This window comes from Halomonas dongshanensis (assembly GCF_024790395.1).
GTDB lineage: Bacteria > Pseudomonadota > Gammaproteobacteria > Pseudomonadales > Halomonadaceae > Vreelandella > Vreelandella dongshanensis.
Window position 1 is genome coordinate 83,912 of record NZ_JAJISC010000006.1, and the last position, 16,658, is coordinate 100,569.

Below are 16,658 nucleotides of genomic sequence, written 5' to 3' on the forward strand. Positions count from 1 at the left end.
ATGGCTTACTCATACACTGAGAAAAAACGCATCCGCAAGGATTTCGGCAAACTGCCCCAAGTGATGGATGTGCCTTACTTGCTGGCCATCCAGCTTGATTCCTACTACGACTTTCTCCAGCAAGATCGTTCGCCTGACGAGCGTCACGAAGTCGGCCTGCACGCTGCCTTCAAGTCCGTGTTCCCGATCGAGAGCTTCTCGGGCAACGCCGCACTTGAGTATGTCAGCTACCGCTTCGGCACGCCCGCGTTCGATGTCAAGGAGTGCCAGCTGCGCGGTGTGACCTACTCGGCTCCGCTGCGAGTGAAGGTTCGTCTGATCATCTACGATCGCGACTCTTCGAACAAGGCGATCAAGGACATCAAAGAGCAAGAAGTCTACATGGGGGAAATCCCCCTAATGACCGAGAACGGTACCTTCGTGATCAATGGTACCGAGCGGGTAATCGTTTCCCAGCTCCACCGCTCGCCCGGTGTGTTCTTCGATCATGACAAGGGCAAGAGCCACTCCTCTGGCAAGCTGCTCTACTCTGCTCGCGTAATTCCTTATCGTGGCTCCTGGCTCGACTTCGAGTTCGACCCCAAGGACAACGTCTTCGTGCGTATCGACCGTCGCCGCAAACTGCCGGCCTCGGTACTGCTGCGCGCGTTGGGTATGAGCGCCGAAGAGATCCTCGACGAGTTCTTCGACACCAGCGTTTTCCACATCGAGAAGTCCGGCTTCTCCGTGGAGCTGGTGCCGTCGCGCCTGCGCGGTGAAACCGCCACCTTCGACATCAAGGACGCCAATGGCGATGTGATCGTCGAAGAGAGCCGTCGTATCACCCAGAAGCATATCCGTCAGCTGGAAAAGGCGGGTATCGAGCGTCTGGAAGTGCCGATGGAGTACCTCTACGGCAAAACCCTGGCCAAAGATCAGATCGACGCCAAAACCGGCGAGCTGGTCGTGCCCTGCAACACCGAGATCACCCCCGAGGTGCTCGAGCGCATGGCCGAAGGTGGCATTACCCGTATCGAGACCCTCTACACCAACGATCTCGACTGCGGTCCGTTCATCTCCGACACCCTGAAGCTCGATACTACGAGCTCACAGCTCGAAGCGCTGGTCGAGATCTACCGCATGATGCGCCCCGGCGAGCCGCCCACCAAAGAGGCCGCCGAGACGCTGTTCCACAACCTGTTCTTCACCGAAGACCGTTACGATCTTTCCGGCGTAGGGCGGATGAAGTTCAACCGTCGTCTGCGTCGTGAAGAAGACACCGGTTCTGGCGTGCTCGACCGTAAAGACATCCTCGATGTCATGCGTGAGCTGATCAGCATCCGTAACGGCTTTGGCGACGTCGACGATATCGACCACCTGGGTAACCGCCGCATTCGCTGCGTCGGCGAGATGGCCGAGAACCAGTTCCGCGTGGGTCTGGTGCGCGTTGAGCGCGCAGTCAAAGAGCGTCTCTCCATGGCCGAGAGCGAAGGCCTGATGCCACAGGATCTCATCAACGCCAAGCCGGTCGCGGCGGCGGTGAAGGAGTTCTTTGGCTCGTCGCAGCTCTCTCAGTTCATGGACCAGAACAACCCGCTGTCGGAAGTTACCCACAAGCGCCGTGTGTCTGCACTCGGCCCGGGTGGTCTGACCCGCGAGCGGGCAGGCTTCGAGGTGCGCGACGTTCACGCCACGCACTACGGCCGTCTGTGCCCGATCGAAACGCCGGAAGGCCCGAACATCGGTCTGATCAACTCGCTGGCGACCTACAGTCACACCAACAGCTACGGCTTTTTAGAGACGCCGTACCGTAAGGTGAATGCTGGTCAGGTGACCGACGATATCGTTCACCTCTCGGCGATCGAAGAGGGCGACTACGTCATCGCTCAGGCGTCGGCTGCGGTGGACGAGTCGAACAAGCTCTCTGACGACCTGGTTCAGGTACGTCACCGTGGTGAAACTACCTTCATGCGCCCCGAGCAGGTGACGTTGATGGACGTTTCACCGCGTCAGGTCGTCTCGGTTGCGGCCGCGCTGATCCCGTTCCTCGAGCACGATGACGCCAACCGCGCCTTGATGGGTGCCAACATGCAGCGTCAGGCGGTGCCCACGCTGCGCGCCGAGAAGCCGCTGGTAGGTACCGGCATGGAGCGCTTCGTCGCCCGTGACTCCGGCGTCTGTGCGGTCGCGCGCCGTGGCGGCGTGATCGACTCTGTCGACGCGCGTCGCGTGGTGGTACGGGTCAACGAAGACGAGATCATCGGCGGTGAAGCCGGGGTCGACATCTACAACCTGACCAAGTACACCCGCTCGAACCAGAACACCTGCATGAACCAGCGCCCGATCGTGCGCCCGGGCGACAGCGTGGCCATTGGCGACATCCTCGCCGACGGCCCCTCCGTCGACATGGGCGACCTGGCCCTGGGTCAGAACATGCGCATCGCGTTCATGCCCTGGAACGGTTACAACTTCGAGGACTCCATCCTGCTCTCCGAGCGGGTGGTCCAGGAAGACCGTTTCACCACGATCCACATCCAGGAACTGACCTGTGTGTCGCGCGACACCAAGCTCGGGCCGGAAGAGATCACCTCCGACATCCCCAACGTGGGTGAGTCGGCGCTCTCCAAGCTGGACGAGGCGGGCGTGGTTTACATCGGTGCCGAAGTGGGCCCCGGCGACATTCTGGTGGGTAAAGTCACGCCCAAAGGCGAGACCCAGCTGACGCCGGAAGAGAAGCTCTTGCGCGCGATTTTCGGTGAGAAGGCCTCTGACGTTAAAGACACCTCCCTGCGTGCCCCGACCGGCATGAAGGGTACCGTCATCGACGTTCAGGTGTTCACCCGTGACGGCGTGGAGAAGGACTCGCGCGCGCTCTCCATCGAGCAGATGCAGCTCGACGAAGTGCGTAAGGACCTGCAAGAGACCTACCGTATCGCCGAAGACGCTACCTTCGAGCGTCTCAAGCGTACCCTGGAAGGTCAGGCCGTCAACGGCGGTCCGCAGCTCAAGAAAGGCGACGTTCTCGACGAAGCCTACCTCAACGAGCTGCCGCGTCAGCAGTGGTTCAAACTGCGCATGCAGGACGAGACCTACAACGAACTGCTGGCTCAGGCCGACGAGCAGCTCGAAAACCGTCGCAAAGAGATGGACGAGCGTTTCGAAGACAAGAAGCGCAAGCTCACTCAGGGCGACGATCTGGCACCTGGCGTACTCAAGATCGTCAAGGTCTACATGGCGGTCAAGCGTCGCATCCAGCCGGGCGACAAGATGGCCGGTCGTCACGGTAACAAGGGTGTTATCTCGGCGATCATGCCGATCGAAGACATGCCGTTCGACGAGAAGGGAGAGCCGGTCGACGTGGTGTTGAACCCGCTGGGTGTACCGTCGCGGATGAACGTGGGTCAGATTCTCGAAACCCACCTCGGCATGGCGGCCCGTGGCCTTGGCGTCAAGATCGAAGCGCTGTTGCGCGATGCCCGTGACCAGCAGGTCAGCGAAATTCGCGACTTCCTGGGTCAGGTGTACAACACCCCGGGTACGCGTCAGGAAGCGCTCGATACCCTGAGCGACGACGAAGTGATCGCTCTGGCCAAGAACCTCAAGGCCGGTGTGCCCATGGCCACCCCCGTCTTCGACGGTGCCAAAGAGCACGAGATCAAGCATCTGTTGACCCTGGCCGACGTGCCCGAGTCCGGTCAGATGGCGCTGTACGATGGCCGTACCGGCGACGCCTTCGACCGCCCGGTAACCGTTGGCTACATGTACATGCTGAAGCTCAACCACCTGGTGGACGACAAGATGCACGCGCGTTCTACCGGTTCCTACTCGCTGGTCACGCAGCAGCCGCTGGGCGGCAAGGCGCAGTTCGGTGGTCAGCGTTTCGGAGAGATGGAAGTGTGGGCGCTCGAAGCCTATGGCGCAGCGTACACCCTGCAGGAGATGCTCACGGTCAAGTCGGACGACGTCGAGGGTCGTACCAAGATGTACAAAAACATCGTGGACGGCGACCACACCATGCAGGCAGGCATGCCGGAATCCTTCAACGTACTGGTGAAGGAAATCCGCTCGCTGGGCATCGATATCGAGTTAGAGAGCTAGGAGCCTTCCAATGAAAGATTTGGTGAAAGTACTCAAATCGCAGTCTCAGTCCGAAGAATTCGACGCGATCAAGATTACCCTGGCGTCGCCGGACATGATTCGCTCCTGGTCCTTCGGCGAGGTGAAGAAGCCCGAGACCATCAACTACCGGACGTTCAAGCCGGAGCGTGATGGACTGTTCTGCGCCAAGATCTTTGGCCCGGTCAAGGACTACGAGTGCCTATGCGGCAAGTACAAGCGCATGAAGCACCGCGGCATCATCTGTGAGAAGTGCGGCGTCGAGGTCACCAAGGCCGCCGTGCGTCGTGAGCGCATGGGCCACATCGAGCTGGCCTCGCCCGTTGCTCATATCTGGTTTTTGAAGTCACTGCCGTCACGCATCGGCATGTTCTTGGACATGACCCTGCGCGACATCGAGCGCGTGCTCTATTTCGAGTCCTTCGTGGTCATCGATCCGGGCATGACCACGCTCGAGCGCGGTCAGCTGATGAACGACGAGCAGTACTTCGAAGCGCTGGAAGAGTTCGGTGATGACTTCGACGCTCGCATGGGCGCCGAAGCCATCCAGGAGCTTTTGAAGGACATCGATCTGGAGGAGGAGATCAACACGCTGCGCGAAGAGATTCCGCAGACCAACTCCGAAACCAAGATCAAGAAGCTCTCCAAGCGCCTGAAGCTTCTGGAAGCCTTCTACCACTCCGGCAACGCGCCGGCGTGGATGGTCATGGAAGTACTGCCCGTGCTGCCGCCGGACCTGCGTCCGCTGGTACCGCTGGACGGCGGTCGCTTCGCGACGTCGGATTTGAACGATCTGTACCGCCGCGTGATCAACCGTAACAACCGTTTGAAGCGTCTGCTCGACCTCAATGCGCCCGACATCATCGTGCGCAATGAGAAGCGTATGCTTCAGGAAGCGGTCGATGCGCTGCTGGACAACGGCCGTCGCGGCCGCGCCATCACCGGCTCCAACAAGCGCCCGCTGAAATCCCTGGCCGATATGATCAAGGGTAAGCAGGGCCGTTTCCGTCAGAACCTGCTGGGTAAGCGCGTCGACTACTCGGGTCGTTCGGTCATCACCGTTGGCCCGACTCTACGCCTGCACCAGTGTGGTCTGCCGAAGAAGATGGCGCTCGAGCTGTTCAAGCCGTTCATCTACTCCAAGCTGCAGTCGCTGGGCCATGCGTCCACGATCAAAGCGGCCAAGAAGATGGTCGAGCGCGAACTGCCCGAAGTGTGGGACATCCTCGCCGACGTCATCCGCGAACACCCGGTACTGCTCAACCGTGCGCCGACGCTGCACCGTCTGGGTATCCAGGCGTTCGAGCCGCTGCTGATCGAAGGTAAGGCGATTCAGCTGCACCCGCTGGTGTGTGCGGCCTACAACGCCGACTTCGACGGTGACCAGATGGCGGTACACGTACCGCTGACCCTGGAAGCTCAGCTCGAAGCCCGTGCGCTGATGATGGCTACCAACAACGTGCTCTCACCGGCCAACGGCGAGCCGATCATCGTGCCGTCGCAGGACGTCGTTCTGGGTCTGTACTACATGACCCGTGAAAAGATCAACGCCAAGGGCGAAGGCATGGTGTTCGCCGACCTCAACGAGGTCGAGCGCGCCTTCGGCACTCAATCGGTGTCGCTGCACGCCCGCGTTAAAGTGCGCCTGGACGAGATCGATATTGAAGAAGAGACCGGCGCGAAGTCGTTCCATCGCCGTATCTATGAAACCACCGTCGGCCGCGCGCTTCTGTTCCGTATCCTGCCCGAAGGCGTGCCCTTCGAGCTGATCGACAAGCCGATGAAGAAGAAGGCCATCTCTGGCCTGATCAACGAGGTGTACCGTCGCTCCGGGCTCAAGCCCACGGTGATCTTCGCCGACCAACTGATGTACACCGGTTTCCGTCTGGCGACGTGGTCGGGTGCCTCCATCGGCGTCAACGACTTCGTCATTCCGGAAGCCAAGGTCGAGATCGTCGAGGCGGCCGAGGCCGAAGTCAAAGAGATCGAAGACCAGTTCTCCTCGGGTCTCGTGACTGCGGGTGAGAAGTACAACAAGGTCATCGACATCTGGTCGAAAGCCAACGATAAAGTCGCCAAGGCGATGATGGCGGGTATCTCGAAAGAGACCGTCATCGACCGCGACGGTAACGAAGTCGAGCAGGACTCGTTCAACAGCGTCTTCATCATGGCCGACTCCGGCGCCCGAGGTAGTGCGGCGCAGATTCGTCAGCTCGCCGGTATGCGTGGCCTGATGGCCAAGCCCGATGGCTCGATCATCGAAACGCCGATCGTGGCCAACTTCCGTGAAGGTCTGAACGTACTCCAGTACTTCATCTCGACCCACGGCGCGCGTAAGGGCCTGGCGGATACGGCACTGAAAACGGCCAACTCGGGGTATCTGACCCGTCGTCTGGTCGACGTTGCTCAGGATCTGGTCATTACCGAGGTCGACTGCGGCACCGAAAACGGCCTGACGCTGCACCCGATCATCGAGGGTGGCGATATCATCGTACCGCTGTCCCAGCGTGTACTGGGCCGTGTGGTAGCGCAGGACGTCGTCGATCCGGGCACCGAAGAGGTGCTGATTCCGCGCAACACCCTGCTCGATGAGAAGTGGTGTGCCGAGCTCGATACCATGGGCGTCGACGAGATCATCGTGCGCAGCGCGATTACCTGTGAAACCGCACACGGCGTCTGCTCCTCGTGCTACGGCCGCGATCTGGCCCGTGGTCACCAGGTCAACATTGGTGAGGCCGTCGGCGTTATCGCCGCGCAGTCGATCGGTGAGCCGGGTACCCAGCTGACCATGCGTACCTTCCACATCGGTGGCGCGGCATCGCGCTCCTCGGCGGTGGATAGCGTACAGGTCAAGCACGGCGGCAAGGTGCGTCTGCACAACATCAAGCACGTCGAGCGTGCCGACGGCAAACTCGTCGTGGTATCGCGCTCCAGTGCGCTGGCGGTTGCCGACGACCACGGTCGCGAGCGCGAGTACTACAAACTGCCCTACGGTGCTGAACTGTCGGTGCGTGACGGCGACGTAGTGGATGCCGGTGCAACGGTCGCCAAGTGGGACCCGCACACGCACCCGATCGTGGCGGAAGTGGAAGGTCAGGCGCAGTTCATCGACCTCGACGAGGGTGTCACCATGCACCGCTCGGTCGATGAGATGACCGGTCTCTCCTCCATTGAGGTCATCGAGTCAGCGGCACGTCCCATGGCCGGTCGCGACAAGCGCCCGATGGTCATGTTAAAAGATGCGGCCGGCGAGTACGTCTCGGTCTCCGGTTCCAACACGCCGGTGCAGTATCTGCTGCCGGGTAACTCGATCATCTCGGTCGAAGATGGCGCGAAGATCGGCGTGGGTGAAATCGTTGCGCGTATTCCCGTCGAGGCATCGGGCAACAAGGATATCACCGGTGGTCTGCCGCGCGTAGCCGACCTGTTCGAAGCGCGTAAGCCCAAAGAGTCGGCGATTCTCGCCGAGATCAGCGGTGTGGTGAGCTTCGGTAAGGAGACCAAGGGCAAGCGTCGTTTGATGATCACGCCGGAATCTGGCGATGCCTTCGAAGCGCTGATCCCGAAATGGCGCCAGATCGCCGTGTTCGAGGGCGAGAGCGTCGAGAAGGGCGAGGTGATCTCGGATGGCCCGAGCAACCCGCACGACATCCTGCGTCTGCTGGGTGTCAGCGAGCTGGCCAAGTACATCGTCGCCGAAGTACAGGACGTTTATCGTCTCCAGGGCGTAGGCATCAACGATAAGCACATCGAAGTCATCGTGCGTCAGATGCTGCGTAAGGTCGAAATCACCGACGCCGGTGACTCCGACTTCATCACCGGCGACCAGGTCGAGGTGGTACGCGTGCTCGAACAGAACGCGCGTCTGGAGAAAGAAGAGAAGTTCCCGGCCAAGTTCCAACGCTTGCTGCTGGGTATCACCAAGGCCAGCCTGGCCACCGAGTCGTTCATCTCTGCGGCCTCCTTCCAGGAGACGACCCGCGTACTGACCGAAGCGGCGGTTACCGGCAAGCGCGACTATCTGCGCGGCCTGAAAGAAAACGTGGTGGTTGGGCGCCTGATTCCGGCAGGCACCGGCTTGACCCACCACGCTGAGCGTCGTCGCAAGCGCGAAGACGTCGAGCGCCTGTTCAGCCCCTCGGCTACCGAGGTCGAGCAGGAGCTGGGCGCGCAGTTGACCGCGCTGGATTCCGACGACGAGCTATAGAGAAAGACCCTGGTTCGACGCGGTCGAGCCCCTGCCGGGAGCGTGCTCCCGGCAGGACTTGACGCCGCCTAGGGCCAGCCATTAGAATGCGCAGCCTTTAACAGTGGGGTGGGTGCGCCCGCATCTGCTGTCAGTACTTGTTAAAGGCCAAGGCAACCATTGGAGTCAGCTAAACACCATGGCAACGATTAATCAGCTAGTGCGCAAGCCGCGCAAGCGCCCCGTCAGCAAGAGTGACGTGCCCGCGCTTCAGGCCTGCCCGCAACGTCGCGGCGTTTGCACCCGCGTCTACACCACCACCCCGAAGAAGCCGAACTCGGCCCTGCGTAAGGTCTGCCGTGTGCGCCTGACCAACGGGTTCGAAGTCTCTTCCTACATCGGTGGTGAAGGTCACAACCTGCAGGAGCACTCCGTTGTTCTGATTCGCGGCGGTCGTGTAAAAGACTTGCCGGGTGTGCGTTATCACACTGTTCGTGGCGCCCTGGATACCTCCGGCGTACAGAACCGTAAGCAGGGCCGTTCCAAATACGGTACCAAGCGTCCGAAGTCCTAATTCGGCGTATGGGCAAGCGGCATAAGCGCTTGCCGGTTTGGATTTACATCAATTATTGATGGTCTGATAAGAGTAAGGTCGGGCGGCGCATTGAGTCAGTTCCGGGTTTACCTGAAGGATCCTTAATCGAGGGCTTATCATGCCTAGAAGAAGAGTTGTAGCGAAGCGCGAGATCCTACCGGATCCTAAGTTCGGAAGTGAGCGTTTGGCCAAGTTCATGAACCACCTGATGGTCAGCGGCAAAAAGTCCGTAGCTGAGCGCATCGTCTATGGTGCGCTGGACAAGGTTGCCGAGCGTAGTAATGAAGAGCCGCTGGAAATCTTCGACAAGGCGCTGGAAACCATCCAGCCAATGGTCGAGGTGAAGTCGCGCCGCGTTGGTGGTGCGACCTATCAGGTGCCGGTAGAAGTTCGTCCGTCCCGCCGCCAAGCGCTCGCCATGCGCTGGTTGGTGGACGCGGCGCGTCGTCGCGGTGAGAAGACGATGGTTCAGCGTCTGGCAGGCGAAATGCTGGATGCCGCAGAAGGTAAGGGTTCCGCAGTCAAGAAGCGTGAAGACGTGCACCGTATGGCAGAAGCCAACAAGGCCTTCTCTCACTACCGCTTCTAAGCGCAGTGACCCTGGGCTCAGCGCTTTCTGTTATCTGTGCTGCGTTGCTAAACGGTTGAAAATACGGTTTTGCAACACGCCGCCGCTATCGTTGTCGATGGCGGCGGTGGCATAAGCAGAAAGTGCACCGCTAGATTAACGAGCATCGCCAACCAACGGGAGTTTCACCGTGGCACGCAAGACTCCACTTAAGCGTTATCGCAACATCGGTATCGTCGCCCACGTTGACGCGGGTAAAACCACGACAACCGAGCGTGTTTTGTTCTACACCGGCTTGAATCACAAGTTGGGTGAGACGCACGAGGGTGCTTCAACTACTGACTGGATGGAGCAGGAGCAAGAGCGTGGTATTACTATCACCTCTGCGGCAGTAACCACCTTTTGGCGTGGTATGGCCCAGCAGTTCGATGAGCACCGTATCAACATCATCGACACCCCCGGGCACGTTGACTTCACCATCGAAGTAGAGCGCTCCTTGCGCGTACTCGATGGCGCGGTCGTCGTACTGTGCGGCTCCTCCGGCGTTCAACCGCAGACCGAGACCGTTTGGCGTCAGGCCAACAAGTACGAAGTTCCCCGTATGGTTTTCGTCAACAAGATGGACCGTACCGGTGCTGACTTCTTCATGGTCGTCGACCAGCTGAAAGATCGTCTGGGCGCTAACGCCGTGCCGATCCAGATCAACTGGGGCACCGAGGAAGACTTCAAGGGCGTCGTCGATCTGATCGAAATGAAGGCTATCCTGTGGGACGAGGAGAGCCTGGGCATGAAATTCGAGCTCGTCGACATTCCGGCCGAGCTGCAAGAGACTGCCGAGAAGTACCGTGAAGAGATGGTCGAGGCCGCTGCCGAAGCCAACGAAGAGCTGATGGAAAAGTACCTCGAAGAGGGCGAGCTCTCCGTAGCCGAGATCAAGGCGGGTCTGCGCGCGCGTACGCTGGCTAACGAGATCGTTCTGGTCACCTGTGGTTCTGCGTTCAAGAATAAGGGTGTTCAGGCGGTACTCGACGGCGTCATCGAATACATGCCGTCGCCGACCGAAGTCAAGGCGATCGAAGGTGAGCTGGACGATAAGGATGGCACCATCGCGACGCGTGAAGCCGACGACAGTGCGCCCTTCGCGGCCCTGGCGTTCAAGATCGCGACCGACCCCTTCGTTGGTACCCTGACCTTCATTCGCGTCTACTCGGGCGTGCTCAATTCTGGTGACGGCGTGTATAACTCCGTCAAGCAGAAGAAAGAGCGCGTTGGCCGTATCGTTCAGATGCACGCCAACTCGCGCGAAGAGATCAAGGAAGTACTGGCGGGCGACATCGCTGCCTGTATCGGCCTGAAGGACGTCACTACCGGTGACACCCTGTGCGATCCTGACAACAAGATCGTTCTCGAGCGTATGGAGTTCCCGGATCCGGTTATTTCCGTAGCCGTTGAGCCGAAATCCAAGGCTGACCAAGAGAAGATGGGTATCGCGCTGGGCAAGCTGGCCCAGGAAGATCCCTCTTTCCGCGTCAAGACCGACGAAGAGACGGGTCAAACCATCATCTCGGGCATGGGCGAGCTGCACCTGGACATCATCGTCGACCGTATGCGTCGCGAGTTCAAGGTGGAAGCCAACATCGGTAAGCCGCAGGTGGCCTACCGTGAAACCATCCGCGGCAGCGTCGAGCAGGAAGGTAAGTTCGTGCGTCAGTCTGGTGGTCGTGGTCAGTTCGGTCACGTTTGGCTGCGCATCGAGCCGCTGACCGCCGAAGAGAAGGGTGAAGGCGAAGACGAAATCTTCTTCAAATTCAACTCTGAGATCGTAGGTGGCGTGGTTCCTAAGGAGTACGTCCCGGCGGTCGAGAAGGGTGCTTTCGAGCAGCTGCAAAACGGTGTCATCGCGGGCTACCCGATGATCGACGTCAAGGTCACGCTGTACGATGGTTCCTACCATGACGTGGACTCTAACGAGACTGCGTTCAAGATTGCTTCTTCCATGGCAGTGAAAGAAGGTGCCAGGAAGGCCAAGGCCGTGCTGCTGGAGCCGGTGATGAAGGTCGAGGTCGTGACCCCCGAAGATTTCATGGGTGACGTCATGGGTGACCTGAACCGTCGTCGCGGCCTGGTGCAGGGCATGGATGACTCCGCCGCAGGTAAAGTCATTCGTGCAACGGTGCCGCTGGGTGAGATGTTCGGTTACGCAACCGATCTGCGCTCACAGACCCAGGGCCGTGCGAGCTACTCTATGGAGTTCGCGAAGTACGAGGAGGCGCCCTCCAGCGTCGTTGAAGCCGTCATCAACCAAAACGGTTAACCGTTAGCTAACGTAAAGAGGTTATAGCAGTGGCTAAGGAAAAATTTGAACGTTCCAAACCGCACGTCAACGTCGGCACCATCGGTCACGTCGACCACGGTAAAACGACTCTGACTGCGGCCCTGACCCGCGTTTCTGCCGAAGTATTCGGCGGCGAATGGCGCCAGTTCGATTCTATCGACAACGCTCCGGAAGAGCGTGAGCGCGGTATCACCATCGCCACGTCTCACGTTGAGTACCAGTCTGAAGAGCGTCACTACGCTCACGTCGACTGCCCGGGACACGCTGACTACGTCAAGAACATGATCACCGGTGCTGCCCAGATGGATGGCGCTATCCTGGTCTGTTCCGCTGCTGACGGCCCCATGCCGCAGACTCGTGAGCACATCCTGCTGTCTCGCCAGGTTGGCGTTCCGTACATCGTCGTGTTCCTGAACAAGGCTGACATGGTCGATGACGAAGAGCTCCTCGAGCTGGTCGAAATGGAAGTTCGCGAACTTCTGAACGAGTACGACTTCCCGGGCGACGACACCCCGATCATCATCGGTTCTGCACTGATGGCGCTCAACGGTGAAGACGACAACGGCATGGGCACCACCGCCGTTGCCAACCTGATTAAGGCGCTCGACGAGTACATTCCGGAGCCGGAGCGTGCTATCGACCAGCCGTTCCTGATGCCGATCGAAGACGTATTCTCTATCTCTGGCCGTGGTACCGTTGTTACCGGCCGTATCGAGCGCGGTATCGTCAAAGCCGGCGAAGAGATCGAGATCGTTGGTATCAGAGACACCACCAAGACTACCGTTACCGGTGTCGAAATGTTCCGTAAACTGCTCGACGAAGGTCGTGCAGGTGAGAACGTTGGTGCGCTGCTGCGTGGTACTAAGCGTGATGACGTTGAGCGTGGTCAGGTTCTGGCCAAGCCGGGTACCATCAACCCGCACACCGTCTTCGAAGCTGAAGTCTACGTTCTGTCCAAAGAAGAAGGTGGTCGTCACACGCCGTTCTTCAAAGGCTACCGTCCGCAGTTCTACTTCCGTACCACTGACGTAACCGGTACGTGTGAACTGCCGGAAGGCGTTGAGATGGTCATGCCGGGCGACAACGTCAAGATGGTTGTCACCCTGATCGCTCCGATCGCTATGGACGACGGCCTGCGCTTCGCTATCCGCGAAGGCGGTCGTACCGTCGGCGCTGGCGTCGTAGCCAAAATCGTCAAGTAATCTTATTACTTGATCGATAAAGGGGGCTCGCAAGAGCCCCCTTTCTGCGCACCATCAGCAAGTGTTTGACATGGGCTTTTGGCGTGCCTATAATGCGCATCCTTTGAATGCGTGGGTAGACGGCTCGCGCCGTCGACATCCATTGGAGTTTAAGGCAATGCAGAACCAGAAGATTCGCATTCGGTTGAAAGCCTTCGACCATCGTCTGATCGATCAGTCCACTGCGGAAATCGTTGAAACCGCTAAGCGTACTGGTGCTCAGGTTCGTGGCCCGATTCCGCTGCCGACCAATCGCGAGCGTTACACCATCCTGATCTCGCCGCACGTCAACAAAGACGCGCGTGACCAGTATGAGATTCGTACGCACAAGCGTGTGCTCGATATCGTCGAGCCGACCGAGAAGACCGTTGATGCGCTGATGAAGCTCGACCTCGCCGCTGGCGTAGACGTGCAAATCAAGCTCGACTAATCACACTAGACACTTGCGGCCCAGCGCTCGAGATGGTCTCGTGCAGCAGCCGCCGCGTCGTGAGACGCCATACAATGTGCTAGTGGAATGCTCTGGAAAGTGCAGCCATAGCGGGTGATAGCCCCGTACACTATAGGAGAACTGAGAATGACTATCGGTTTGGTCGGTAAAAAGGCCGGGATGACCCGCGTCTTTACCGAGGACGGCGCATCTGTGCCCGTAACCGTAATTGAAGTTGATCCTAACCGCATCACGCGCGTTAAAACTGTCGAGTCTGACGGTTACGCCGCGGTTCAGGTTACAACTGGCTCTCGCAAGGCCAAGCACCTCACCAAAGCGCAAGCTGGACAGTTTGCCAAGGCGGGTGTCGAGGCTGGCTATTCCCTGATGGAGTTCCGTCTAGCAGACGGCGAAGACGCTCCGGAAGTGGGTGGCTCTTTCACCGTATCCCTCTTCGAAGCTGGTCAGCAAGTCGACGTAACCGGCACCTCTAAGGGTAAAGGTTTCCAGGGTGCTGTTAAGCGCTGGAACTTCCGTACTCAAGACAACAGCCATGGTAACTCCCTGTCGCACCGCGCGCCGGGCTCCATCGGTATGTGTCAGACGCCGGGTCGTGTATTCAAAGGCAAGAAAATGGCCGGTCAGATGGGTAACGTCCGCTGCACCGTTCAAAGCCTTGAGATCGTCCGTGTCGACGCCGAGCGTAACCTGCTGCTGATCAAGGGCGCCGTACCGGGAGCAACCGGTAGCGACGTTATCGTTCGCAGCGCCGTGAAAGCTGGCTGAAGGGGATAATTAGCAATGAATCTGAATCTTGCTGCAGGCACGGGTAGCGTTGAAGTAGCTGACGCCACTTTTGGCAAAGAATTCAATGAAGCGCTCGTTCACCAAGTCGTCACCGCCTATTTGGCCGGTGGTCGTCAGGGTACTCGCGCTCAAAAAACGCGCTCCGAAGTCCGTGGTGGCGGCAAAAAGCCGTGGCGCCAGAAGGGTACCGGTCGTGCGCGTGCGGGTACCATCCGTTCGCCTTTGTGGCGTAGCGGTGGTGTGACCTTTGCGGCACGTCCGCAGGACTACACCCAGAAGGTCAACCGCAAGATGTACCGCGCTGCCATGCGCTCCATCCTCTCCGAGCTCGTGCGTCAAGAGCGTCTGGTCGTGGTTGAAGAGTTCAGCGTCGAAGCGCCGAAGACCAAGCAGGTAGCTGCCAAGCTGAAAGAGCTCGACCTCGAGAAGGCGTTGATCGTCACCGAAGAAGTCGACGAGAAGCTCTATCTGGCCGCTCGCAACCTTCCCCACGTACAAGTGGTGGACGTTGCTGCCGCTGATCCGGTCAGCCTGATCGCCTATGACAAGGTGCTCGTGACCGTCTCCGCTCTGCGTAAATTCGAGGAGAAGCTGGCATGAACCAGGAACGCGTATTCAAGGTTCTGCTTGGACCGCACGTGACCGAGAAGGCAGCAATGGCTGCTGAACGCAACCAGTACGTCTTCAAAGTCGCCTCCGACGCGACCAAGCCCGAGATCAAGAAAGCCGTTGAAGCTCTGTTCGGCAAGAAGGTCGGCGGCGTTCAAGTGCTGAACGTCAAGGGTAAGACCAAGCGTACCGCACATGGCGTTGGCCAGCGTAAAGGCTACCGCAAGGCGTACGTGACCCTGGCTGCGGGCGAAACGCTCGAAGACTTCTCTGGCGCCGAATAAGGGCAGGAGTACGGATAATGGCAATCGTCAAGACCAAACCCACATCCGCCGGTCGTCGCCACGTCGTCAAGATCGTTGGTGAAGGGCTGCACAAGGGCCGCGCTTACGCGCCGCTTCTGGAAAAGCAGTCCAAGTCCGGTGGCCGTAACAACAACGGTCGCATCACCACCCGCCACGTGGGCGGTGGTCACCGTCAGCACTACCGGCTGATCGATTTCAAACGCACCAAGGATGGCGTTCCGGCCACCGTTGAGCGTCTGGAATACGATCCGAACCGCAGTGCTCACATCGCACTACTGAAGTACGCCGATGGCGAGCGTCGTTACATCATCGCACCGAAAGGTGTCAGCGCGGGTGACGTGCTGGAGTCTGGTGTCAACGCGCCCATCAAGAAGGGCAATGCCCTGCCGCTGCGCAATATCCCGCTGGGTTCCACCGTTCACGGTATCGAGCTCAAGCCGGGCAAAGGCGCGCAAATTGCTCGCAGTGCCGGTACTAGCGCCCAGCTGGTCGCTCGTGAAGGTAACTACGCCACGCTGCGTCTGCGCTCTGGCGAGATGCGCAAGATCCTGGCCGAGTGCCGTGCGACCTTGGGCGAAGTGAGCAACTCCGAGCACAGCCTGCGTCAACTTGGCAAGGCCGGTGCGAAGCGCTGGAGAGGTGTGCGTCCGACCGTTCGCGGCGTCGCGATGAACCCGGTAGACCACCCGCACGGTGGTGGTGAAGGCCGCACCAGCGGTGGCCGTCATCCGGTCACGCCTTGGGGCGTGCCGACCAAGGGTCACAAGACGCGTAAGAACAAGCGCACCGACAAGCTGATCGTTCGTCGTCGTAACAAGACGCGTTGATCGAAATTGCCAAGACATTAAGAGGTAACGGCTGTGCCACGTTCACTTAAGAAAGGTCCCTTCATTGACCTTCATCTTTTGAAGAAGGTTGAGGCTGCAGTGGAGAAGAACGACCGCAAACCGATCAAGACTTGGTCGCGTCGTTCCATGATCCTGCCGAACATGGTGGGTCTCACCATCGCAGTCCATAACGGTCGCCAACACGTCCCGGTGCATGTCTCCGAGGAAATGGTTGGTCACAAGCTGGGCGAATTCGCTGCCACCCGCACTTATCGCGGTCATGCGGCGGACAAGAAAGCCAAACGGTAAGCCAGAGAGGATTGAGAGATGGAAGTCACAGCTAAGCTGCGTGGCGCTCGTTTATCCGCCCAGAAGGCCCGTTTGGTGGCTGACCAGGTGCGCGGTAAACCGGTCGCCGAAGCTATTGACCTGCTGACCTTCTCCCCGAAGAAGGCTGCCAAGCTGGTCAAGAAAGTGCTTCAGTCCGCCATTGCAAACGCGGAAGAAAATAACGGTATGGATATCGACGAGCTGCGTGTCTCGACCATCTGCGTCGATGAGGGCATGACGCTCAAGCGTATCAAGCCGCGTGCCAAGGGCCGCGCGGATCGTATCTTGAAGCGCACCTGCCACATCACCGTCAAGGTAGCCGAGAAGTAG

Annotated in this window: 13 protein-coding genes; all 13 read left to right on the forward strand. The window is 59.3% G+C overall.

The window, feature by feature from the left end; all coding sequences use genetic code 11:
* The 13 genes from rpoB (at position 1) to rplV (ending at position 16,658) form a co-directional block, all read left to right on the forward strand.
* On the forward strand, positions 1–4,077 hold the full coding sequence (gene rpoB, locus LLY24_RS13390; RefSeq protein WP_259036809.1) for a DNA-directed RNA polymerase subunit beta: 4,077 nt from the start codon (positions 1–3) through the stop codon (positions 4,075–4,077).
* A 10-nt stretch (positions 4,078–4,087) separates the two neighbouring features.
* Positions 4,088–8,302: a DNA-directed RNA polymerase subunit beta' gene (rpoC, locus tag LLY24_RS13395; RefSeq protein ID WP_259036810.1), complete on the forward strand. Its 4,215-nt coding sequence runs from the start codon at positions 4,088–4,090 to the stop codon at positions 8,300–8,302.
* A 178-nt stretch (positions 8,303–8,480) separates the two neighbouring features.
* Positions 8,481–8,855 (forward strand): 30S ribosomal protein S12, encoded by a 375-nt coding sequence (gene rpsL, locus LLY24_RS13400; protein WP_259036811.1) that lies wholly within the window; start codon positions 8,481–8,483, stop codon positions 8,853–8,855.
* Between the two features lie 139 nt (positions 8,856–8,994).
* The gene (gene rpsG / locus LLY24_RS13405; protein ID WP_259036812.1) at positions 8,995–9,465 is read left to right on the forward strand and encodes a 30S ribosomal protein S7; all 471 of its coding nucleotides are present in this window, start codon (positions 8,995–8,997) and stop codon (positions 9,463–9,465) included.
* A gap of 169 nt (positions 9,466–9,634) precedes the next feature.
* Complete coding sequence (gene fusA / locus LLY24_RS13410; RefSeq protein ID WP_259036813.1) at positions 9,635–11,758, forward strand: elongation factor G; 2,124 nt, start codon at positions 9,635–9,637, stop codon at positions 11,756–11,758.
* Between the two features lie 29 nt (positions 11,759–11,787).
* Positions 11,788–12,981 carry an elongation factor Tu gene (tuf, locus tag LLY24_RS13415; protein ID WP_259036814.1) on the forward strand — a complete coding sequence of 398 codons (1,194 nt, stop codon included), beginning with the start codon at positions 11,788–11,790 and terminating at the stop codon, positions 12,979–12,981.
* A gap of 157 nt (positions 12,982–13,138) precedes the next feature.
* Positions 13,139–13,450 (forward strand): 30S ribosomal protein S10, encoded by a 312-nt coding sequence (rpsJ, locus tag LLY24_RS13420; RefSeq protein WP_009098983.1) that lies wholly within the window; start codon positions 13,139–13,141, stop codon positions 13,448–13,450.
* A 147-nt stretch (positions 13,451–13,597) separates the two neighbouring features.
* Complete coding sequence (gene rplC / locus LLY24_RS13425; RefSeq protein WP_259036815.1) at positions 13,598–14,236, forward strand: 50S ribosomal protein L3; 639 nt, start codon at positions 13,598–13,600, stop codon at positions 14,234–14,236.
* 15 nt (positions 14,237–14,251) lie between these two features.
* Positions 14,252–14,857: a 50S ribosomal protein L4 gene (gene rplD, locus LLY24_RS13430; RefSeq protein WP_259036816.1), complete on the forward strand. Its 606-nt coding sequence runs from the start codon at positions 14,252–14,254 to the stop codon at positions 14,855–14,857.
* Positions 14,854–15,150, forward strand: a complete 297-nt coding sequence (gene rplW, locus LLY24_RS13435) for a 50S ribosomal protein L23 (protein ID WP_259036817.1) — start codon at positions 14,854–14,856, stop codon at positions 15,148–15,150. The genes rplD and rplW overlap by 4 nt, the downstream gene beginning before the upstream one ends.
* A 17-nt stretch (positions 15,151–15,167) precedes the next feature.
* On the forward strand, positions 15,168–15,998 hold the full coding sequence (gene rplB, locus LLY24_RS13440) for a 50S ribosomal protein L2 (RefSeq protein ID WP_259036818.1): 831 nt from the start codon (positions 15,168–15,170) through the stop codon (positions 15,996–15,998).
* A 33-nt stretch (positions 15,999–16,031) separates the two neighbouring features.
* On the forward strand, positions 16,032–16,307 hold the full coding sequence (gene rpsS / locus LLY24_RS13445) for a 30S ribosomal protein S19 (RefSeq protein ID WP_009098993.1): 276 nt from the start codon (positions 16,032–16,034) through the stop codon (positions 16,305–16,307).
* An 18-nt stretch (positions 16,308–16,325) separates the two neighbouring features.
* Entirely contained in the window at positions 16,326–16,658 is a 333-nt protein-coding gene (gene rplV / locus LLY24_RS13450; RefSeq protein WP_018917732.1) for a 50S ribosomal protein L22, read from the forward strand.

Excerpts from the sequence above, each read along its gene's own strand:
- rpoB (WP_259036809.1), top strand. The coding sequence starts at position 1 with ATGGCTTACTCATACACTGAGAAAAAACGCATCCGCAAGGATTTCGGC.
- rpoC (WP_259036810.1), top strand. The coding sequence starts at position 4,088 with ATGAAAGATTTGGTGAAAGTACTCAAATCGCAGTCTCAGTCCGAAGAA.
- rpsL (WP_259036811.1), top strand. The coding sequence starts at position 8,481 with ATGGCAACGATTAATCAGCTAGTGCGCAAGCCGCGCAAGCGCCCCGTC.
- rpsG (WP_259036812.1), top strand. The coding sequence starts at position 8,995 with ATGCCTAGAAGAAGAGTTGTAGCGAAGCGCGAGATCCTACCGGATCCT.
- rpsJ (WP_009098983.1), top strand. The coding sequence starts at position 13,139 with ATGCAGAACCAGAAGATTCGCATTCGGTTGAAAGCCTTCGACCATCGT.
- rplC (WP_259036815.1), top strand. The coding sequence starts at position 13,598 with ATGACTATCGGTTTGGTCGGTAAAAAGGCCGGGATGACCCGCGTCTTT.
- rplD (WP_259036816.1), top strand. The coding sequence starts at position 14,252 with ATGAATCTGAATCTTGCTGCAGGCACGGGTAGCGTTGAAGTAGCTGAC.
- rplW (WP_259036817.1), top strand. The coding sequence starts at position 14,854 with ATGAACCAGGAACGCGTATTCAAGGTTCTGCTTGGACCGCACGTGACC.
- rplB (WP_259036818.1), top strand. The coding sequence starts at position 15,168 with ATGGCAATCGTCAAGACCAAACCCACATCCGCCGGTCGTCGCCACGTC.
- rplV (WP_018917732.1), top strand. The coding sequence starts at position 16,326 with ATGGAAGTCACAGCTAAGCTGCGTGGCGCTCGTTTATCCGCCCAGAAG.